The organism is Amycolatopsis eburnea (assembly GCF_003937945.1).
Taxonomy (GTDB): domain Bacteria; phylum Actinomycetota; class Actinomycetes; order Mycobacteriales; family Pseudonocardiaceae; genus Amycolatopsis; species Amycolatopsis eburnea.
In genome coordinates this window covers 101,206-119,955 of the sequence record NZ_RSEC01000063.1, presented here as the reverse complement: position 1 = coordinate 119,955, position 18,750 = coordinate 101,206, and the positions used below count along the sequence as shown (strand labels likewise).

General features: G+C 72.4%; 20 protein-coding genes. 8 read left to right on the top strand and 12 right to left on the bottom strand.

Going from position 1 to position 18,750, the window contains the following annotated elements; genetic code table 11:
* Position 1 precedes the first annotated feature (1 nt).
* From EIY87_RS44345 to EIY87_RS44335, 3 genes are all read right to left on the bottom strand, one after another.
* Positions 2 to 469: a hypothetical protein gene (locus tag EIY87_RS44345; RefSeq protein WP_125316092.1), complete on the bottom strand. Its 468-nt coding sequence runs from the start codon at positions 467 to 469 to the stop codon at positions 2 to 4.
* Between the two features lie 20 nt (positions 470 to 489).
* On the bottom strand, positions 490 to 1,332 hold the full coding sequence (locus EIY87_RS44340; RefSeq protein ID WP_125316091.1) for an ESX secretion-associated protein EspG: 843 nt from the start codon (positions 1,330 to 1,332) through the stop codon (positions 490 to 492).
* 153 nt (positions 1,333 to 1,485) lie between these two features.
* Positions 1,486 to 2,400, bottom strand: coding sequence for a 2-dehydropantoate 2-reductase (locus EIY87_RS44335; protein ID WP_125316090.1), 915 nt, complete (start codon positions 2,398 to 2,400; stop codon positions 1,486 to 1,488).
* A gap of 103 nt (positions 2,401 to 2,503) precedes the next feature.
* Between EIY87_RS44335 and EIY87_RS44330 the strand changes: the two genes are divergently transcribed.
* Positions 2,504 to 3,415 (top strand): hypothetical protein, encoded by a 912-nt coding sequence (locus tag EIY87_RS44330; protein ID WP_125316089.1) that lies wholly within the window; start codon positions 2,504 to 2,506, stop codon positions 3,413 to 3,415.
* On the opposite strand, the gene EIY87_RS44325 is transcribed toward EIY87_RS44330, so the two are convergent.
* From EIY87_RS44325 to EIY87_RS44315, 3 genes are read right to left on the bottom strand one after another with little or no spacing between them, the layout of a single operon-like run.
* Positions 3,372 to 4,145: a flavin reductase family protein gene (locus EIY87_RS44325; RefSeq protein WP_125316088.1), complete on the bottom strand. Its 774-nt coding sequence runs from the start codon at positions 4,143 to 4,145 to the stop codon at positions 3,372 to 3,374. The genes EIY87_RS44330 and EIY87_RS44325 overlap by 44 nt on opposite strands.
* Positions 4,146 to 4,167: 22 nt before the next feature.
* Positions 4,168 to 4,785 carry a hypothetical protein gene (locus EIY87_RS44320; RefSeq protein ID WP_225440411.1) on the bottom strand — a complete coding sequence of 206 codons (618 nt, stop codon included), beginning with the start codon at positions 4,783 to 4,785 and terminating at the stop codon, positions 4,168 to 4,170.
* 28 nt (positions 4,786 to 4,813) lie between these two features.
* Complete coding sequence (locus EIY87_RS44315) at positions 4,814 to 5,275, bottom strand: hypothetical protein (RefSeq protein ID WP_125316087.1); 462 nt, start codon at positions 5,273 to 5,275, stop codon at positions 4,814 to 4,816.
* A gap of 252 nt (positions 5,276 to 5,527) precedes the next feature.
* Here EIY87_RS44315 and EIY87_RS44310 point away from each other — a divergent pair, with 252 nt between their 5' ends.
* Positions 5,528 to 6,292: a polysaccharide lyase family 7 protein gene (locus EIY87_RS44310; RefSeq protein WP_125316086.1), complete on the top strand. Its 765-nt coding sequence runs from the start codon at positions 5,528 to 5,530 to the stop codon at positions 6,290 to 6,292.
* Positions 6,293 to 6,329: 37 nt separating this feature from the next.
* On the opposite strand, the gene EIY87_RS44305 is transcribed toward EIY87_RS44310, so the two are convergent.
* Positions 6,330 to 7,352 (bottom strand): LLM class flavin-dependent oxidoreductase, encoded by a 1,023-nt coding sequence (locus EIY87_RS44305; RefSeq protein WP_125316085.1) that lies wholly within the window; start codon positions 7,350 to 7,352, stop codon positions 6,330 to 6,332.
* Between the two features lie 130 nt (positions 7,353 to 7,482).
* Here EIY87_RS44305 and EIY87_RS44300 point away from each other — a divergent pair, with 130 nt between their 5' ends.
* Complete coding sequence (locus EIY87_RS44300; protein ID WP_125316084.1) at positions 7,483 to 7,941, top strand: hypothetical protein; 459 nt, start codon at positions 7,483 to 7,485, stop codon at positions 7,939 to 7,941.
* 94 nt (positions 7,942 to 8,035) lie between these two features.
* Positions 8,036 to 9,724, top strand: coding sequence for an alpha/beta fold hydrolase (locus EIY87_RS44295; protein WP_225440410.1), 1,689 nt, complete (start codon positions 8,036 to 8,038; stop codon positions 9,722 to 9,724).
* On the opposite strand, the gene EIY87_RS44290 is transcribed toward EIY87_RS44295, so the two are convergent.
* The 3 genes from EIY87_RS44290 to EIY87_RS44280 form a co-directional block, all read right to left on the bottom strand.
* On the bottom strand, positions 9,708 to 11,054 hold the full coding sequence (locus EIY87_RS44290; RefSeq protein ID WP_225440409.1) for an alpha/beta hydrolase: 1,347 nt from the start codon (positions 11,052 to 11,054) through the stop codon (positions 9,708 to 9,710). The genes EIY87_RS44295 and EIY87_RS44290 overlap by 17 nt on opposite strands.
* Positions 11,055 to 11,105: 51 nt before the next feature.
* The gene (locus EIY87_RS44285) at positions 11,106 to 11,558 is read right to left on the bottom strand and encodes a MarR family winged helix-turn-helix transcriptional regulator (protein ID WP_225440408.1); all 453 of its coding nucleotides are present in this window, start codon (positions 11,556 to 11,558) and stop codon (positions 11,106 to 11,108) included.
* Between the two features lie 159 nt (positions 11,559 to 11,717).
* Complete coding sequence (locus tag EIY87_RS44280) at positions 11,718 to 12,263, bottom strand: TetR/AcrR family transcriptional regulator (RefSeq protein WP_125316083.1); 546 nt, start codon at positions 12,261 to 12,263, stop codon at positions 11,718 to 11,720.
* A 128-nt stretch (positions 12,264 to 12,391) separates the two neighbouring features.
* Here EIY87_RS44280 and EIY87_RS44275 point away from each other — a divergent pair, with 128 nt between their 5' ends.
* On the top strand, positions 12,392 to 13,957 hold the full coding sequence (locus EIY87_RS44275) for a cytochrome c biogenesis protein DipZ (RefSeq protein ID WP_125316082.1): 1,566 nt from the start codon (positions 12,392 to 12,394) through the stop codon (positions 13,955 to 13,957).
* A gap of 4 nt (positions 13,958 to 13,961) precedes the next feature.
* Here EIY87_RS44275 and EIY87_RS44270 read toward each other — a convergent pair whose 3' ends face one another.
* Positions 13,962 to 14,516, bottom strand: a complete 555-nt coding sequence (locus EIY87_RS44270) for a TetR/AcrR family transcriptional regulator (protein WP_125316081.1) — start codon at positions 14,514 to 14,516, stop codon at positions 13,962 to 13,964.
* A gap of 85 nt (positions 14,517 to 14,601) precedes the next feature.
* On the opposite strand from EIY87_RS44270, the gene EIY87_RS44265 reads away from it, so the two are divergent.
* The 3 genes from EIY87_RS44265 to EIY87_RS44255 all read left to right on the top strand — a co-directional run bounded on the left by EIY87_RS44265 (position 14,602) and on the right by EIY87_RS44255 (position 18,257).
* Complete coding sequence (locus tag EIY87_RS44265) at positions 14,602 to 15,333, top strand: SDR family NAD(P)-dependent oxidoreductase (RefSeq protein WP_125316080.1); 732 nt, start codon at positions 14,602 to 14,604, stop codon at positions 15,331 to 15,333.
* Positions 15,334 to 15,417: 84 nt separating this feature from the next.
* A complete protein-coding gene (locus tag EIY87_RS44260) occupies positions 15,418 to 16,878 on the top strand; it encodes an aldehyde dehydrogenase (RefSeq protein ID WP_125316079.1) in 1,461 nt (486 codons plus the stop codon).
* Positions 16,875 to 18,257 (top strand): MDR family MFS transporter, encoded by a 1,383-nt coding sequence (locus EIY87_RS44255; RefSeq protein ID WP_125316078.1) that lies wholly within the window; start codon positions 16,875 to 16,877, stop codon positions 18,255 to 18,257. Before EIY87_RS44260 ends, EIY87_RS44255 begins: the two co-directional genes overlap by 4 nt.
* Here EIY87_RS44255 and EIY87_RS44250 read toward each other — a convergent pair.
* Positions 18,221 to 18,706, bottom strand: coding sequence for a carboxymuconolactone decarboxylase family protein (locus EIY87_RS44250; protein WP_125316077.1), 486 nt, complete (start codon positions 18,704 to 18,706; stop codon positions 18,221 to 18,223). The two genes, EIY87_RS44255 and EIY87_RS44250, sit on opposite strands and share 37 nt — an antisense overlap.
* Between the last annotated feature and the right edge of the window lie 44 nt (positions 18,707 to 18,750).

Here is an 18,750-nt window from a genome sequence, read left to right as displayed (position 1 = left end):
CTCAGCTCTGGTCGGCGGTCGGGAGGGAGGTCAGCGTCGCGCGCGTGTTCTCTTCCCGGGACTTGTAGTTCTTCTTGGCCAGCTTGATGGCTTCGATGTAGGTCGGGAACTCCTGCCGCGCGGCCTGCAGCTGCGTGACCAGCCCGTGGTCGTCGGCGGCGGTGTTGACCATGTGCGCGGAAACCCACTGGCCGGTCGCGGTGCGGCTCATGGCCGGCGCGTCGTTCAGCCGCTGCAGGTTCGCCCAGCGCTGTTCGAGCGACTCGAGCACGCCTTCGAGGGCCTCGATCAGCTGGTTGCCCGTGGTGTCGTCGATGGCGAAGCCACCGCTCTGCGCGAGCCGCTTCAGCTGGGCGCCGGCGAGCCCGACGCGGACGGCGGCCATGGCCTTCTGCGCGGGCTCGGTCGCGGTCTGCATCTGCGCCGTCGCCTGGAGAGCCTGGGCCACCGCCTGGGTCTCTTCCGTCATCAGGACTGTTCCCTTCCCGGTCAGTACACCGCGGCGATGGCGTCGCGGATCGCGCGGGCGAGGTCGGCCCGGCCGGCCGGCACGTACTCCGCCGTCAGCTCGCCGGCCTCGCCGGTCGTCGTGTGCACGAGGTAGCGGCCGTCGGCGGTGTCCAGCCAGCTCAGCGGTTCCCCGGCCACGCGCTCGCCGCGGCGGCCCTGCGCGGTGACGGCGATGTGGCCGCCGCCCAGCCGCGGTTCGGCGAGCACCCGCTCGAGCACCGCGACGTCCGAGGGCTTCCGCGCTGGCGGTCGGCGGCCCGGCCGCACCACGGCCTTGACCTCGATCATGCCGAAGGCGTCGGTTTCTTCTTCCTCGAACTCGGCGTCGGCGATGCGCTTCGCCGCCATGGCCGAGACTTCGCGCCCGGCGGCGCGGTGCACGACGTGCTTGCCGGTGGTCGCGGCCGGGGCGGGCGGCAGCACGCCCGTGACGACCTCGACGAGCTCCTCGTCCGCGAACAGCGAGAACAGCAGTTCGTCGGTGTCCGGGTTCTGGGTGATGCCGAGCGCCTGCGCGCCGTCGGTGACCACGAGGACCGCGACGTCGGCGCCGAGGCCGTCGATCCCGCTCACCGCAACCGAAACCCGGGGCTCGGCGAGCAGCTCGAATGCCGTGCGCACACCGGGGTGCAGCTCACCGGAGACCGAAAGCCGCCGCTCCTCGAGCGCGTCGTACACCTGACGCGCGACCCGCACGAACCGCACCGGGTCCGTCGGCAGGTTGCCCGCGCGCAGCGGGTACCGCCGGACGTCACCGCCGGTGGCCTGGCCGACTATGAGGGCTTCGACGACCTCGAGGACGAACTCGAACCGCTCCGCCATTTCCCCTCGCCGATTCTCCGTCGTCAAACCTTCAAGCAACTCTCCTTACGAAGAGTAGCAGTGCGGTACGGGGCCCGGACGGCGCCGCCACGCGGGTGCCCGAAAGACCACGATCCCCTGGACTGCCCGGGCAAAGCGCCGTCCGTGACCGGTTCACCCGATGCGGTGGTTGTGGACGCGAAGCTGCAGGCTGACGAGGTCGAGCAGGGGCGTGGCGACGCCGAGCGCACGGGCACGCGCGGTGAGATCGCCGAAGATCTGCTCGCCCTCGACCGGGTGACCGCCGAGCAGGTCCCGGTAAAGCGAAGATCCACCCATCGCGGGGTCGGTCACGGTCTTGCGCGTGGTTTCGAGGTCCGCCGCGGGCACCGGGTACCCGGCCGCTTCGGCGACGGCAGCCGCTTCGGCCACCACGGCTTCGGCGAGCTCCGCGCCGGCCGGCACCGCGACGACGTCGCCGATCGTGCCGCGCAGCAGGCTGTTGATCCCGCCGATCGCGGCGATGAACACCCATTTCGCCCACATCGCCTCGGTGATCCGGGCACTTCGGACGACGGGGAACCCGGCGCCCTCCAGCGCCGCGCCGACGTCGGCCAGCCGCGGCGGGGCGGGCTCGGTGCGGGCGCCGTACGTGAGGTGCTGCAAGGGCCCGAGCCGCCGGATCGCGCCGTCGTCGTCGAGGGTGGTCATCACCTTCGCGACACCGCCGAGCACGGCGCCTTCGCCGAACCGCGCGTCGAGGGCGTCGAGGTGGGCGAGTCCGTTGAGGAACGGCAGGACCAGGGTTTCGGGCCCGACCGCGGGGGCGAAATCGTCGATGGCCGCCGCCAGGCCGGTGGCCTTGACGGCCAGCAGCACGAGGTCGTACGTCCCGTCGAGCGTCCCGGTCTCGGCGAGCGACGGCGTCAGCACCGTCTCCTCGCCGAGCCCGACAATCCGCAGGCCGCTGTCCCGCAGCACCTTCGCCCGGCCGGGCCGGACGAGGAACGTGACGTCCCGGCCCGCCTGCAGCAGCCGCCCGCCGAAGTACCCGCCGGTCGCGCCGGCACCCACCACCAGAATCCGCAAGTCGCTCACCCCATGACGTACGCCGGGCGGCGGGCACAGTATTCCCACAGCAAGACACAGGGAACGGACAGGTCGACCCGGAGCCGGGGCCCGTTGGACGGGCATGGGAACACGGATCCGCCGGACACTCGCGGGCGCGGGGGTGACGGCCGCCGCGCTGACGGCCGGGGTACTGGTCTCGGCCGGCGGCGGGTCCACCGGCCCGGCGCCGGTGGCCGTGGTGGCCCCGCCGCCGACCCCCAGTCCGGTGGCGTCGACGTCCGAAGTCCCGTACCCGGACCTGTCGTCGGTCGCGGACGGCGTCGCGGCCGCGGTGACCGCCGCTTCGCCGCGGACGAGCGTCGGGTTCGTCCTGTACGACCGGGAAGCGGGGAAGGAGCTGGCGACCCTCGGCGCCGACGAGCCGTACTACACCGCGTCGGTGGTCAAGCTGCTGATCGCCATCGACGAGGTCCGCGACGACACCACGGGCGCGTGGGCGCTCCCCGACGCCGACGCCGTCGAAGACCTCACCGACATGCTCGAGGGCAGCAACGACGCGATCGCCTCGGCGTTCTGGGAGCGCAACGGCGGCAACGCCATCGTGACGCGCACGGCGGCGCTGCTCGGCCTGGCGCACACGACGCCGCCCGCGGACCCGACGCAGTGGGGCATGGCCAAGACGAGCGCCGGTGACGTGCTGGCGATCTACCAGTACCTGGAAGACACGATGCCCGACGAGATCGCCCAGCCGATCCTGACGGCGCTCGGCAACGCCCGCAACCCCGCCGACGACGGCTGGGACCAGTACTTCGGCATCCCCGACGGCCTGAGCGGGATGTCCTGGCAGGTCAAGCAGGGCTGGATGATCCTGCGCTCGGCGCTGGTCCTCAACACCACCGGCGTGGTCGGCGGCCGCTACGTCGTGGTGCTGCTGACGCGGCAGCCGCCGATCTCCTCGGCGAAGGGCCGGGCGGCGGTGACCGCCGGCATCAAGACGCTCGCTCCCCTGCTGACGCGGTTGAACGCGACGTGACGCCGCGGGCGCGGTCGATGTCCGGGCCCCGGTAAAGGCGTTCGGGGATGCGGGCCAGCGTCGAGGGGTGCACCTGCGGGCCGAGGCCGTAGAGCTTCTGGAAGCTCATGATGAGCGGCCGCCAGCGATCCGGGTCGATGTGGTCGTCGCTGCCGGCCGCCCGGATGTCGTCGTGGACGAACACGCGCTGCACGCGCACCTCGAGCGCGACGATCCCGCCGCGCTGCCGCGCGTCCTCGTCGGCGAGCGGGTGCACGGCCTCCAGCACGACCTCCATGGCCACCGGGCACTCGGCAACCCGCGGCGGCGCAACCGTTTCCGACGCGACAGGCGTGAGCCCGGCACGCTCGAACTTCTCCGCGACGTGGAAGTACCCGCGCTTCCGCTTGCCGTCGGGCACGGGATCCGACCCGGTGGTCAGCGCGAGCCGGTCGACGGCCGCGGCGAGCGCGTCGGAGGGCAGGTTGAGCACGCCTTCGCCGGTGCGGAGCAGGTTCTGGGTGGTCTTCGAGCGGGCGCCGAGCCCGAGCATCGCGCGCCAGCCGAGCCAGAAGGCCGAGGACATCGGCGCGAGGTTGGCGGAGCCGTCTTCGTTGGTGGTGGAGATGAGCACGACCGGGGTGCCGAAGTAGAGGATGCCGGGCTCGATGGCCGTGTGGGCAGGGGTTTCCGTCTTCACGGGTTCGATGCTGCCGTCCACAGCGGACGGCCGCTGGCGGGAATCGGCCATCGCGATTCCCGCCGGCGGGGCGTCAGCCGCAGTGCTCCGCGCGTTCCTGGTCGGTCATCGGGGCGGTGTGCTGGGTGATGTCGCCGGTCGAGCCGGGGACCGGGCCGTCCGCGTCGAAGTCCTGGTACCAGATGTAGTGGCCGTAGAAGCGGTCGCCGAAGTGCATTTCGTACGTGCCGTGCACCTTCTGCATCTTCGGCGCCCGCTCCACCCAGCCCTTCTCCCCCGGCCGGACGTCGACGTTGGTCGCCTGCCCTTCGGTGTGCGACGACTCCCAGGTGTGCTGGTACGACGTCTCGATGGACACCTTGAACACTTCCGAGAACCCGTATTCGGCTGACAGGGAGACGCCGAAGCTGTTCGACTCACCCGTCGTGTCGGACCAGTTCACGGTGCTGCGCTGCAGGTCCGGCGTGCAGTTGTAGGCCGCCTCGCCGACCTGGTGCCCGGCGCCGGTGTGCTCCTCCGGCGGGCCTGCCGGGTGGAACACGCACGAGTCCGTGCCGTTGTCGCACTTGTCGAGCAGTTCCCGGGCGGTGGGCTGGTCTTCGGCGGACGCGGCCGGGGCGGTGAGCACGAGGCCGGCGGCGGTCACCAGGCCGAGGCCCGCCGCCGCCCACGTGGTGCGCTTGCAGGTCATGCGGTCACTCCTTCTCGCGGGGGGTGGCTCAGCTGAAGCCGATCGACTGGGTGCGGTCGTCCATGAAGGACCCGACGTTGCCGGTGTTCTCCTTGAACGGGCCGTCGCGGTCGCCGCCGAGGTTCGGCTCCGGGTAGAGCCAGATCCAGCAGTTCCCCCACGGCTGCACCGACGAGATCTTGTTCTTCCAGTCGTCGGAGAGGTCGAACTGCCAGTTCACCCAGCCGTCCTTTTCGCACAGTTGCGGACCGGTGATGGTCAGCGAGTTCCCCGTGTAGTCCGGGCCGTCGAAGAAAGTGCCCTGCACGACGTCGCCGTTCGCCTGCGCGGTGAGCGCGATCCGGCTGGAAGAGCAGTGCTCCACACCGGTTGCGGTGTTCAGCACGCAGTGCCTGGGCGTCGGCTCCGCACTCGCCGGGGCGACCGCGGACAAGGTCAGCGCGGTCGTCGCGATCGCCGTCACCGTGGCTTTTCTGGTTCCGTTCCCCATTTTTCCGGCTCCTTTCCGCGGAATGCGCGTCGAATCCGTTGATGATCCGAACGTAACCCCAGCATCTCCGGCCCGCGGCCCCGTTGCCCCCTGGTCCGGCGGGGTCTGCCTCGATCACCCGACTCCGGCGGCAGATCTTGACAACCGGTGATCATCGTCCTACCGTGGGTCCACGCCGCCGGGTTGTCCAGACCATTTATTCACGTCCGTGAACGAATGGTGCAGCGTCCCCCTCGCGAAAGGACACCCACGATGCGCGTGCGTGCCTTGTTCGTCCTGCTGGCGGTTCCGGCACTGGCCGCGGCCACCGCGTTGCCCGCCGTGGCGGCGGATCCGTCCGTGGCCCCGGGCGGCAACTTCGACCTCTCGGTCTGGCAGCTGCAGGAGCCGGTCGGCTCCCCCGGCAAGCCGACCACGATCCCGTCGTCCCGGCTGCAGGGGCCGAACGGCTTCCAGGACAGCTACTTCTACACCGACACCCGCGACGGCGCGATGACCTTCTGGGCGCCGGAAAAGGGCGTCACCACGCCGAATTCGAACTACGCGCGCTCCGAGCTGCGCGAGATGAACCGCGACGGGTCGGCCGCGAACTGGTCGCTGAGCGGGTCGCACAAGCTCAGCGCGACGCTGCGCGTGGTGTCGGTGACGTCGAACGTGTGCGTCGGCCAGGTGCACCTCGGCACCGGCGGGTCGTCCACGAAACCGTTGCTGGAGCTGTACTACCGCGCGAGCGGGGACATCGTGCTGGGCACCGAGAACTCCCCCGACGGCGGGCAGACGCCGCACACCGTCGGCCACGTCTCGCTCGGCAAGACGTGGACCTACACGATCGGGATCTCCGGCGGGAACACCATCGACCTCACGGTCAACGGCAGCACCACGCACTACGGCATCCCGTCGTCGTTCAAGGCGTACAAGCAGTACTTCAAGGCGGGCTCGTACAACCAGTCCTCTTCGGACAGCACGACGAAGGGCGCGCGGGTCGCGTTCTACGGCTTGAAGATCACCCACGGCTGAGGAAGAACGGCCCGGCCGCCACCGGGCCGCTCGCGCCTCAGCGCCAGCCGAGCTCCGGCGCCACGTGGGTGAGGATGTCCTCCAGCACATGCGCGTTGTAGTCGACGCCCAGCTGGTTCGGGACCGTCAGCAGCAGGGTGTCCGCGGCCTGGACGGCCTCGTCCTCCTTGAGCAGCCGCACCAGTTCGTCGGGCTCCGCGGCGTACGAGCGGCCGAAGATCGCCCTGGTGTTCTCGTCGATCATGCCGACCTGGTCGCGCGAGTGGCGGTCGCGGCCGAAGTAGGCGCGGTCGAGGTCGGTGGTGAGCGCGAAGATGCTGCGGCTGACCGACACGCGCGGCTCGCGGGTGTGGCCGGCCTCCTGCCACGCGTCGCGGTAGGCCTCGATCTGCTTGCGCTGCTGGACGTGCAGGGGCTCGCCGGTCTCGTCGTCCTTGAGCGTGGAGCTCTGCAGGTTCATGCCCAGCTTCGCGGCCCAGACGGCGGTCGCGTTCGAACTGGATCCCCACCAGATGCGCTCGCGCAGCCCCTCCGAGTACGGCTCGACGCGCAGCAGGCCGGGCGGGTTGGCGAACATCGGGCGCGGGTTCGGCTCCGCGAAGCCCTCGCCGCCGAGCACCTCCAGGAACAGCTCGGTGCGGCGGCGCGCCATGTCGGCGTCGGTCTCGCCCTCGGCCGGGGCGTAGCCGAAGTAGCGCCAGCCGTCGATGACCTGCTCGGGGGATCCCCGGCTGATGCCGAGCTGGAGCCTGCCGCCGGAGATGAGGTCCGCGGCGCCCGCCTCCTCGGCCATGTACAGCGGGTTCTCGTAGCGCATGTCGATCACGCCGGTGCCGATCTCGATCTTCGACGTGCGCGCGCCGATGGCCGACAGCAGCGGGAACGGGCTGCCGGCCTGCCGCGCGAAGTGGTGCACGCGGAAGTAGGCGCCGTCCACGCCGAGCTCCTCGGCGGCAACCGCGAGGTCGATCGACTGGTGCAGGAAGTCCGCGGCCGAGCGGGTCTCGGAGTGCGCGCCGGGCGACCAGTGGCCGAAGGACAGGAAGCCGATTTTCTTCACGCCGCTCCCAGCGCCCGGCGGCCGGGTTTGATTCCCGGGTGTGAGCAGGCCGACCGGTGTCGCTCGTTCCGGTGAACCGCGGCCCGGGACCGGCCCGGCCGGGTACCCCGCCGGAAACGAGGAGGAGCGCATGCCCGACAACGACCTCACCGGGTTCCCGATCATCGGAGCGGTCATCGTGCTGGCCGACGGCCAGGTCCTCTACCGCGGCGCGCGCCGCTACCTGACCGGCCCGGACGGCGGCGAGGAGACCGGCTCGATGGCGTGGCCGGTCGTGACCGTCTTCCACCTGGTCGCGTTCGGCGTGCTGGCGCTGCTGTCCGTGGTCGGCCCGCGGTGGTCGGGTTCGGCGGCCGCGCTGGTCGGCAGGCTCGGCGTCTTCCTGCTGCTGCTGGCCGTGGTCCACGTGCTCACGCTCGCCGTGCTGGCCCGCGGCCGCCAGGGCCGGATCGTCGAGGCCCACTACCAGGAGCGCGAGGCCGGCGGCGAGGTGCTCGCCGAGCCGACCGTCGCCCCGGTGCCCGGCCAGGAGGGCCGGCACCCGGAGGTGAGCCCCGACCTCGGGCACCACGGTCCGTACCGCGCCTGAGCGGGGTTCACCGGTTCGAGCTGAATCTTGATCTTCGTGCTGCTTCGCCCCCGGCCGCCGTGCTTGGCTTTCCCGGGCGACGAAGGGAACTGCGGTGCGAACGTCCCGGGCAGGGTTGGCGGTGGCCGTCTCGGTGCTGGTGGTGACGACGGCGCCCGCCGCCGCGGCCACGCCCGATCCGCTCGCGCCGTACCTGACGCAGCAGGTGTCGTGGGGTGGCTGCCCGTTCGCCAAGCGGATCGAAGCGCAGCCCGCGCGGTGCGCGCGGATCACCGTCCCGCGGGACTGGGCCGCGCCCGGCGCCGGCGCCGACCTCGAGGTGTCGATCAGCCGGGCGGCGGCCACCGGGAGCCGGCGCGGGGCGATCCTGGTCAACCCCGGCGGCCCCGGTGGCCAGGGCACCTCGCTCGCCGGCGCGCTGGCCGGGCTGGAGCCGTCGCTGAACGAGCACTTCGACCTGATCGGCATGGACCCGCGCGGCACCGGCCAGGAAGGCGGCGACGACGCCGGGTTCGTCTGCCGCGTGCCGCTCGGGCGGCTGCCGCAGGAGGACGACCTCGACGCGCGCGACCGTTCGCCGGGCAGCATCTCGCGGCACCAGCGCGCGCCGCGGGCGGTGGCCGAGGCGTGCCAGAGCGACGCGCTCGCGCCCTACGTCACCACCTGGCAGACCGCGCACGACATGGACCTGATCCGCGCGCTGCTGAAGGACGAGGAGCTGAACTACCTCGGCTTCTCCTACGGCACCTGGCTCGGCGCGAAGTACGCGTCGCTGTTCCCGGACCACGCCGGCAAGTTCGTGCTCGACTCCAGCGTCAACTTCGAAGGCAGGCTCCAGGCGGCGTTCGAAGCGTTCCCGAAGATCGACCAGCGCCAGTTCGACGACGTCTACGCGCCTTGGCTCGCCCGCCGCTTCCCCGAGCAGCTCGGCAAGACCCCCGGCCAGGTCCGGGCGAAGTGGGAGCGGCTGCGGGCGTTCTTCAAGCGCGAGGGCCTGTCCCCGGACCTGTTCGACCACGTCTTCGTCGGCAACGGCAGCACCCGCCAGTGGCTGGCCGGCGCGCTGGTCCTCACCAAGGGCGCGGCCGCGCTCGACGGCGCCACCCCCACCCCGCCGGCGGACGACCTCGACGCCGTCTCGCGCGCGGTGTTCGGCGTCCCGGCCGCTCGCCTGACCACCGCGGGCGTGGTGCGGACGCTCGCGGCGCCGGAACCCGACTACGCAGACGTCCCAGGCACCCGGCTGGCGGTGGCGTGCGCCGACCAGCCGTCGCGGAATTCGGGCTGGTACAAGCTGCTCAGCGACCTGCAGGGGCCGTCGTACCCGCTGTTCGGCTGGGCCTACGGCCTCAGCGAGCCGTGCGGCTACTGGTCCGACCTCCCCCGGCACGAGCTGCCGAAGCTGCCGCCGCGCGCCGCGAAGAACGTCCTGGTCGTGCAGGGCGAATTCGATCCGCAGACCGGCTACGAACAGGCCGAGTCGGCGGCGCGGGCGGCCGGTGTCCCGATGGTCTCGGTGGCGGATTCGCCGTTCCACGGCCAGTACGCGGTGAGCGGCAATTCCTGTGTGGACGGTCTGGTGAACGGGTTCTTCCTCGGCGCGGCCCGCCCGGCCGCGACCACCTGCCCCGGCGTCCCGCTGCCCGGGGACAAGGCGGTCTACCCGGTCGACGGCCCGGCGGGCGAGCCGGACGCGGCGCCGCAACCGGCGCCGCGGGACGGTCTCGACGCCGCGCGGCACCGGCTCCAGGACAGGATCAGCGCGGTCAACCGCGGGCGCTGAGCCCACCGGTCAGCCGCGGCGGGTCGAACCGCGCGTACCGCCCGTCCTCCCCGAGCGCGGCGGCGGCTTCGTTGAGGCGCGCCGGCTCCGCGACGTCGTCCCAGCGCCCGGACTCGACGCGGGATTCCAGCGCCCGCAACGCCGTGATGCTCTCCGACGGCCGGAACGCGCAGTGGCCCGTCGTCCCGACGTACGCCTGGCGCAGCAGCGGCCCGCGCCCGGCGCGGTGGACCTGCCCGGCGTACCAGTCCTCCTGCTCGACCGGCACGAGCTGGTCGAACGTGGTGTGGATGTTCAGCACCGGGACGCGCAGCCGGCCGGTCGCCATCGACGTGCGCGCGAGGGTGCCGACCGCCCGCGGGTCCGGCCGGATGTCCGCGTCGCGGGTCAGCGCGGCCAGGTCGGCGTCCAGGTCGAGCCCGGCGGCCCGGTACAGGGCGCGGACCTGGCGGGCGTGGCTGCTGCCCGCCAGCAGCGCACGGTAGTCGACGCCCGCGGTCGCCGCGCTGTTGCCGCCTGCCGCCAGCTCGACCTGGTAGCGGCCGCTCACCACGAAGCCGAGCACGAACTGCGCGAGTTCCTGCTGCTGCTGGACTTCCTGCCCCGGGTAGTCGGACGGTGACGGCGGCGTCGGGCCGGTGAACCAGCCCGCCTCGTTGAAGAAGGCGGCAGCCAGCGCGATCCGCGCGCGGCCCGCGGGGGTGGCCTGGGCGTCCGTCGTGAGCTGCGTCAGGGTCGCGGCCGACGCGCTCGCTTCGGTTGCATCGGCGAAGCGGACCAGCTTGACGTCCTGCCCCGGCGCGAGCAGGCGGGCGAGCGCGTATTCGCCGTTCAGCTGGTAGTTGTTCAAGTTGAGCGCGCCGGCGACGAGGCCACAGGTGCTCAGGACGCCGTCGAGCCGCGGGGTTTCGGCTTCGAGCGCGCTGACGAGCCCGCCCATCGACGTGCCCCAGCCGATCGTGCGCCGCGGGTGGCCGGTCACCCTCTCGAGCGCGGCCAGCGCGCCGAACTGGTCGTCGACGGCCGAGGCGAGCGCCCACCAGGACGGGCCGCTGTAGGACGAGCCGACCAGCGCGTACCCGCGGGCGAGCAGCGCGTCCCTGGTCGCGTCGTCCGGCGCGTCTTGCGCGGCGAGCGGCCCGAACCCGTGGCTGTACAGGATGGTCGTGCCGTTCCACGCGGCCGGCACGTCGGCCACCCAGGTGGCGCCGCTCGGCAACTGTCCGGTGTGGTGCCCCGCCGCGGAGGCGACCCCCGCGGTCAGGCCGAGCGCCGTCACGATCGAAACGGCCAATGCGGTCACGCGGCCGTACCACCTGCGCATGCTCATGCGGGCAGGGTGCCACGCCGGTTCCGGAATGTACAGGTTTCCTGTACTTGTTCAGTGGGACGGCCGGTCCGAAAGCGCCGAATGGCAGGCAACGACGTAGTCGCGGAACCGGGCGGCGTCGCCCGCGTCCAGCTTCGCGAGCATGCGCTGTTCGAGCGCGGCCACGTCGTCGCGGACGCGGTCGAGGACCTCGCCGCCGGGGCCGGTCAGCCGGATGACCCGCCGCCGCCGGTCCCGCGGGTCGCCTTCGCGCGCGATGAAGCCCAGGCGTTCGAGCGCGACCACCATGTCGGCCATCGCCTGGTCGGTGACGAACGAGTTCCGCGCGAGCTCCGCCGTGGTGAGCCCCGACCGCCGCTCCAGCACGGTGAGCGCGGTGTACTGCAAGGGCGTGAGCGCGACCGGGCGGAGCACCTCGTCCAGCCGGGCCCGGACGGCGAGCTCGAGCTGTTTCACCAGGTACAGCAGGCCGGGCCCGGGCCGGCCCGCGGGGATCTCGGACACCGCACCATGGTGACCGACTCGCAGGCCCCGCGCTCAGGCGGGCCGCGCGAGCAGCCACCGCGCCACGACTCCCGCGCGGCGACGCACGCTTGGCGACGGACTGGCCGCCCGCTGCCTGACCCACCGGCGCCGGGCGGCCACCAGTGGCGACCGAGAGGGTTACCGGTCCGTGCCGAACGCCCGCAGGAACGTGTCCACGATGACGTCGGCCGCCTGCGCGTCGCTCAGCCCGGGCATGTCCCGCGTCGCCAGGTGCACCAGCTGGCCGAGCACGTTGCCGGGCCAGCGCTCCGGCACCCCGTCGCGGATCAGGCCCTCGTCGGTGGCTCGCTGCAGGAACCGGTCGACCTCCTCGACCGACCGGCGGCGCCGCTTCCAGATCTCCGGGTCCGTGCGCATCATCGCCAGTTCCGCGGGCCACTTGCGGTTCACGCCGACGATCTCCTCGACGTACCGGTGCAGGGCCACCGGCACCGGCGCCTCGCGGAGGCGGGCCGTCTCGATCGCCGCCTCGATCGCGTCCAGGCGGGCCTGGTACACCGCCGTCAGCAGCTCTTCGCGGCCGGTGAACCGGCGGTACACCGTGCGGCGGTCGACGCCGGCCTCCGCGGCGATCGCGGCGATGCTCGTGGCCGGGTCGTCGGCGAGCATGCGGGCGCCCGTCGTCAGGAGGAGTTCGAGGTTGCGCGCGGCGTCGGCTCTCACCCCTTCAACATACGCTCCGCTGTCGCCCTCAGGACGGCAACCGCCACATCGCTGAGACGATGACGAAACCCTTACCGCCCGTGCGCCACGGCGGCTGACCGGGCTTCGTCGCGGCTAGCTTCGAGCGGGTGCCCACCCTGCTCCTCGCCGGCCTGCTCGCCGGGATCGTCACCAGCGTTTCGCCGTGCGTGCTGCCCGTCCTGCCCGTGGTGCTGACCGCGGGCGCGCGGCGCCCATGGGGTGTCGTCGGCGGGCTGGTGACCAGCTTCAGCCTCACCACGCTGTTCGGTTCGCTCGTGCTCACCGCGCTCAGCCTGCCCGCCGGGCTGGTGCGGGACGCGGGGATCGTGGCGCTGGCGCTGCTGGGGATCGGGCTGCTGGTCCCGCGCGTGGGTGAGCTGCTGGAACGGCCGTTCGCCCGGCTCCGCGGCCGGGCCGCCGCGCCGGGACGCGGCGGGTTCGCCACCGGGCTGGCGCTGGGACTCGTGTACGTGCCGTGCGCGGGGCCGGTGCTGGCCACCATCGCCGTCGTCGGGGCGACGCACCGGATCGGCTTCGACAGCCTGCTGCTGACGGCGGCTTTCGGGGTGGGCACGGGTATCCCGCTGCTCGTGCTCGCCGCTTCGGGTGGCGCGCTCGCCCGCCGCGCCCGGTTCCTGCGGGCGCACGCCCGCGGGCTGCGCGCCGCGACCGGGGCCGCCCTGCTGCTGGTCGCCGCCGTCACCGCGTTCGACCTCGCCGCGCCGCTGCAGCGCGCGGTCCCCGACTACACGGCCGCCGCGCAGCAGGCCGTCGGCGCGGAGCAACTCGACGAGCTGACCCACGCACCCGAATTCACCGGGATCGGCACGTGGCTCAACACCCCCGGCGGACAGCCGGTGTCCCTGCGGGCGTTGCGCGGCAAGGTCGTGGTCGTCAGCTTCTGGACCTACAGCTGCATCAACTGCCAGCGGGCGCTCCCGCACCTCGAACGGTGGCACGAGACCTACCGCGACGCCGGGCTGACGGTCGTCGGCGTGCACACCCCGGAGTTCGCGTTCGAGCACGATCCCGGCAACGTCGCCGACCAGGCGAAGGCGCTCGGCGTGACCTACCCGGTCGCGGTCGACGACGACTACGCCACCTGGACCGCCTACGGCAACCGGTACTGGCCGGCGGCCTACCTCGTCGACGCCACCGGGCAGGTCCGGCGCACCAGCTTCGGCGAAGGCGGGTACGCCGAGTTCGAACAGCAGATCCGCGCCGCGCTCACCGACGCCGGGACTCCCTCGCTCCCCCACGCCACCGACGTCCCCGGCACGACCCCGCCCGGCGGGCTGACCCCGGAGACGTACCTCGGCGCCGAGCACGCGCCCCTGGCCACCAGCGGCAGCCCCGTCGCGGCCGGGCAGACCCGCGGCTACACCTTCCCCGCCGCCGTCGACCCCGGCACCTTCGCGCTGGACGGCACGTGGACGGCGGACCCCGAGCACCTGACCGCCGGCCCCGGTGCCCGGCTGCGGCTGTCCTTCCGCGCCACGTCCGTCCACTTGGTACTCGGCGGGACGGGAACGGTGACCGTGGACGGCACGCGGACCATCGCCGTCGGCGGCCCGCCGACGCTGTACACCGTGCTGGACGGGCACTCCGGGCCCGGCGAGCTGACGCTGTCGCTCAGCACGGGGACCCAGGCCTACGCCTTCACGTTCGGCTGAGAAGTCATCCCGCGCGCAGCCCGGCGAGCGCGACGTCGAAGACCCGTTCCCGCTGCGCTTCATCGACGTACTCGACCGTGCTGATGCCGGAAACCAGGCGCAGGACGTCGTCGATGGACACCTCGTCCCGCACGGCGCCGGCCCGCTGGGCGCGCGCGAGCAGGGGCGCGCCGGCCTCCCGCATCGCCTTGCGGCACGCCTGAAAGCTGTCAGCCGAGCGGTTGAGCAGGTCGGCGAACGCGAGCTTGGTGCCGATGTAGTCCACGAACCGCCGCAGCCAGGTGACCAGCGCGTCCCACGGCTCGAGCCCGTCCAGGCCCGACGCGGCGAGGCAGAGCTGCTCGACCTCGTCGCGGTGGACCTCCTCCACCAGGTCTTCGCGCGTGGGGAAGTTGCGGTACAGCGTGGCGATGCTCACCCCGGAGCGCCGCGCGACGTCCTCCATCGACGCACGGGACCCGTTGTCCGCGAACGCTTCCCGCGCGGCCGCGACCAGCGCGTCGAAGTTCCGCCGGGCGTCGGCCCGCCTCGGCCGCCGGGTGGGCAGTGCGCTGTCCATGACACCTCCGCAGGTTTGACAACCGTAGTGTACCTACGGTTAAAGTGTAGGGGTACTATCACTTCTACCGCAGAGGCGGAAACCCATGTCCTCCCCCAAAATCGTGCTGGTGACCGGTGCCAACAAGGGCCTCGGCCTGGCCACCGCGCGGCAGCTCGCCGAACTCGGCCACACCGTGCTCCTCGGCAGCCGAGACGCCGGTCGCGGCGAGCGCGCGGCGAAGGAGCTGGCCGACGCCGGCGTCACCGTGCACCCGATCCGGATCGACGTCACCGACGACGATTCCGTCCGCGAGGCGGCCGCGGCGATCGACCGCGCCCACGGCCGCCTCGACGTGCTGGTCAACAACGCCGGGCTGCTGAACCGCAAGCACGCCACCGAAGTCACCGGCGCGGACCTGCGGCCCGAGTTCGAGACCAACGTCTTCGGCCTGGTCCGCGTCACACACGCGCTGCTGCCGCTGCTGCGCAAGTCCCCCGCGGCCCGGATCGTCAACGTGGCCAGCGACTCGGCGATGTTCAGCAAGACCACCGAGCGCGGCTCGATGTTCGCCCGCTCGCACGACTCCTTCGCCTACTCCGCGACGAAGGCCGCGGTGAACATGCTGACCGTCAAGTACGCCAACGCTTTCCTCGACGACCCGGCACTGGCGCACATCCAGGTCAACGCCGTCACGCCGGGGTACACGGCCACCGATCTCAACGGCTTCCAGGGCACCCGCGGCGTCGTCGAAGGCGCCCGCGCGTCGGTGCACTGGGCCACCGAGGGCGAGGGCACCGGCGGCTTCTACGACGACGAAGGCCCGCTGCCCTGGTAGCACTGTGCACCGCCTCACACCTGCGTCTCTTCGTCCATCTAAGTGCTACATTGATGTGACAGAAGACGACGCAGGAGGCGCACAGTGATCACCCGGAACCAGCTCTTCGTCGGCGGCTCGTGGACCACCCCGAGCAGCAGCGAGCCGCTCGACATCGTTTCCCCGCACGACAACTCGGTGCTCGGCCGCGCCGTGCAGGCGCTGCCCGCCGACGTCGACCGGGCCGTCGCGGCCGCCCGGACGGCGTTCGACGAAGGTCCGTGGCCGCGGACCGCGCCGGCGGAGCGGATCGCCGTGATCCGTCGGCTGAACGCGTTGCGCGAGGAGCGCGCCGACGAGATCGCGGCGCTCATCTCGGCCGAGAACGGCTCGGCGCTGTGGTTCACCAAGGCCGGCCAGCCCGGGCTGACCCGGCAGGCCAACGCCTACTTGAAGGCGGCCGAGGAGTTCGGCTGGGAACGGACGCTCGAGCCGTCGGACCCCGCCGCACCCTTCCGGTCGGTCGTGCGGCGGGAAGCGGTCGGGGTGGTCGCCGCGATCATCCCGTGGAACTCGCCGTTCTCCTCGGCGCTGGCGAAGATCATCCCCGCGCTGCTCGCCGGCAACACCGTCGTCCTCAAGGTCTCGCCCGAGAACACGCTGAGCATGAGCCTGCTGGCGGACCTGCTGGCCGGAACCGGGCTGCCCGAAGGCGTCGTCAGCGTGCTGCCCGCGGACCGCGAGACCAGCGAGTACCTGGTCAAGCACCCGGACATCGACAAGATCGCGTTCACCGGTTCGACCCGGGCCGGCCGCCGCATCGCGTCGCTGGCCGGGGAGCAGCTCAAGCGGGTCAGCCTCGAACTCGGCGGCAAGTCCGCCGCCGTGTTCCTGCCCGACGCCGACCTGGCGGCCGCGATCCAGGGCGTCAAGTTCGGTTCCCTGCTCAACAACGGGGAATCGTGCATCGCGCAGACGCGGATCCTCGCGCCGCGCAGCCGGTACGAAGAGGTCGTCGCCGGCCTGAAGGACCTGGTCGAGTCGCTGCCGGTGGGCGATCCCGCCGACGAGAAGACGTTCATCGGCCCGATGATCCGCCGCGACCAGCAGCAGCGCGTCCTCGACTACGTCCGCACCGGCGTCGCGGAAGGCGCCCGGCTCGTCACCGGCGGCCCGGACGTCCCGGCCGGGCTGGAAGCGGGCAACTACGTCACGCCCACGCTGTTCGCCGACGTCGACCCGTCGATGCGCATCGCGCAGGAGGAGATCTTCGGCCCGGTCCTGGTCGTCCTCCCCTACGACGACGAGGACGACGCCGTCCGCATCGCCAACGACTCCGAATACGGCCTCTCCGGCGGGGTGTGGTCGGCCGACCCGGCGCACGCGCTGGCCGTCGCGCGCCGCATCCGCACCGGCACCGTCACCGTCAACGGCGCGCCGATCGGCTTCGACGGCCCGTTCGGCGGGTTCAAGGCCAGCGGCCTCGGCCGCGAATACGGCGCCGTCGGGCTCGGCACCTACACCGAATACCAGACCATCACCATTCCGGAAGAGAAAGACCGATGACACTCGACACCCCCGCCAGACCCGCGGTGCGCCCGGCGATGGCGGCTCTGTTCCTCGCCGTCCTGCTGGCCGCACTGGACCAGACCATCGTGGCCACCGCGCTGCCGAAGATCGCCGCCGACCTCGGCGGGTTCCGCGACATCGCCTGGATCACCGCGTCCTACCTGCTCGCCTCGACCGCGGCCACGCCGCTGTGGGGCAAGCTCGGCGACATGCTCGGGCGCAAGCGCCTGTACCTGCTCGCCACCACGGCGTTCCTGCTCGCCTCCGCGCTCTGCGGCCTGGCCCAGGACCTGCCCCAGCTCGTCGCCGCCCGTGCCCTGCAGGGCCTCGCGGGCGGCGGGATGATCGTCCTGACCTTCGCGCTCGTCGGCGACATCGTCGAGCCCGCCGAGCGCGGCCGCTACCAGGGTCGGTTCGGCTCGGTGTACGGCGTCGCCAGCATCGCCGGCCCGCTGCTCGGCGGGCTGTTCACCGACCACCTCTCGTGGCGGTGGGCGTTCCTGGTCAACGTGCCCGTCGGGCTCGTCGCCGTGGTCCTCGCCGCGCGCGCCCTGCCCGCCGCGCCCCGCCGGAAGGCCGTCGCCCGCGTCGACTACCCGGGCGCGCTGCTGCTGGCCGGCGCGGCGACCGCGCTGGTCCTCATCACCTCCTTCGGCCCCCGGTGGGGCTGGACCGCGCCGGGCACCCTGGCGCTCGCGGTCGCGGCGATCGCCTTGGTGGCGCTGGTGATCCCGGTCGAACGCCGTGCCGCCGCCCCGGTGCTGCCGCTGACGATGTTCGCCTCGCGGACCGTCGTCATCGCCGCGCTGGTCGGGTTCATCGCCAACGTCGCGATGTTCAGCGTCCTGGTGTACCTGCCGACGTACCTCCAGGTCGTCGACGGCGTGTCGGCGACGCTCTCCGGCGTGCACCTGCTGCCGCTGGTGCTCGGGCTGGTCGTCAGCCAGTCGTTCGCCGGGCGGTGGGTGGCGAACCCGGCGCGGGTGCGGCCGGTGCTGGTGACCGGCATGGCGCTGAACGTCGCGGGGCTCCTGCTGCTGAGCACGCTGACGCCCGGTCTCCCGCAGCTCGCCGTGATCGGGTATTTCGCCGTCACCGGGATCGGCATCGGCATGGTCCCGATGGTCGCGCTGACGGCCGCGCAGAACGCGGTGCCCGCCGCGGACATCGGGGCCGCGAGCGCCGTGGTGACCTTCGCCCGGTCGATCGGCGCGGCGTTCGGGGTGGCCGTGTTCGGCACCCTGCTGGGCACCGACGTGGCCGGCCACATCGGCGGGGCGTTCCTGGCGATCGTCCCGGTCGTCGTGGCCGGCACCGTCCTGGCCGGGCTGCTGAAGCGTCACTCGGCCAGCGCGGCGAACATCCCCGGCTCGTAGGACCCGCCCTTCTGGTGCACGAGCACGGCCAGCCGGTTGGCCGCGTTGATCAGGGCGACCAACGCGACCAGCGCGGCGGCCTGCTCGTCGTCGTAGTGCTCGCGCATCCGCGCCCAGGTCTCGTCGGACACGCCTTCGCGGCCGTCCGCGAGCCGGGTGCCCTCCTCGGCCACGGCGAGCGCGACCCGCTCGGCTTCGGTGAACACCGTCGACTCCCGCCACGTGGCGACGAGGTTGAGCCGGACGGCCGTCTCCCCGGCGGCTGCCGCGTCCTTCGTGTGCATGTCGACGCACCAGCCGCACCCGTTGATCTGGCTGGCCCGCAGGCTCACCAGCTCGCGGGTGGCCGCGGGCAGCGGCGAGCGTTCGATGACCTGGCCGAGGGCGGCGAACCGCTTCGCCAGCCGGCTGCCGGTTTCGGTGCTGAACAGGTCGAGACGGGTTTCCATGGCTTCGTCCTCACTCGTGTCGCGGGGTGAACGACCTCAAGACA

Coding starts and splice junctions, on each gene's coding strand:
- EIY87_RS44320 (WP_225440411.1), bottom strand. CDS start 4,785: ATGACCTGCAAGCGCACCACGTGGGCGGCGGCGGGCCTCGGCCTGGTG.
- EIY87_RS44325 (WP_125316088.1), bottom strand. CDS start 4,145: ATGGCCGATTCCCGCCAGCGGCCGTCCGCTGTGGACGGCAGCATCGAA.
- EIY87_RS44255 (WP_125316078.1), top strand. CDS start 16,875: ATGACACTCGACACCCCCGCCAGACCCGCGGTGCGCCCGGCGATGGCG.
- EIY87_RS44250 (WP_125316077.1), bottom strand. CDS start 18,706: ATGGAAACCCGTCTCGACCTGTTCAGCACCGAAACCGGCAGCCGGCTG.
- EIY87_RS44265 (WP_125316080.1), top strand. CDS start 14,602: ATGTCCTCCCCCAAAATCGTGCTGGTGACCGGTGCCAACAAGGGCCTC.
- EIY87_RS44270 (WP_125316081.1), bottom strand. CDS start 14,516: ATGGACAGCGCACTGCCCACCCGGCGGCCGAGGCGGGCCGACGCCCGG.
- EIY87_RS44315 (WP_125316087.1), bottom strand. CDS start 5,275: ATGGGGAACGGAACCAGAAAAGCCACGGTGACGGCGATCGCGACGACC.
- EIY87_RS44345 (WP_125316092.1), bottom strand. CDS start 469: ATGACGGAAGAGACCCAGGCGGTGGCCCAGGCTCTCCAGGCGACGGCG.
- EIY87_RS44310 (WP_125316086.1), top strand. CDS start 5,528: ATGCGCGTGCGTGCCTTGTTCGTCCTGCTGGCGGTTCCGGCACTGGCC.
- EIY87_RS44330 (WP_125316089.1), top strand. CDS start 2,504: ATGGGAACACGGATCCGCCGGACACTCGCGGGCGCGGGGGTGACGGCC.
- EIY87_RS44300 (WP_125316084.1), top strand. CDS start 7,483: ATGCCCGACAACGACCTCACCGGGTTCCCGATCATCGGAGCGGTCATC.
- EIY87_RS44290 (WP_225440409.1), bottom strand. CDS start 11,054: ATGAGCATGCGCAGGTGGTACGGCCGCGTGACCGCATTGGCCGTTTCG.
- EIY87_RS44340 (WP_125316091.1), bottom strand. CDS start 1,332: ATGGCGGAGCGGTTCGAGTTCGTCCTCGAGGTCGTCGAAGCCCTCATA.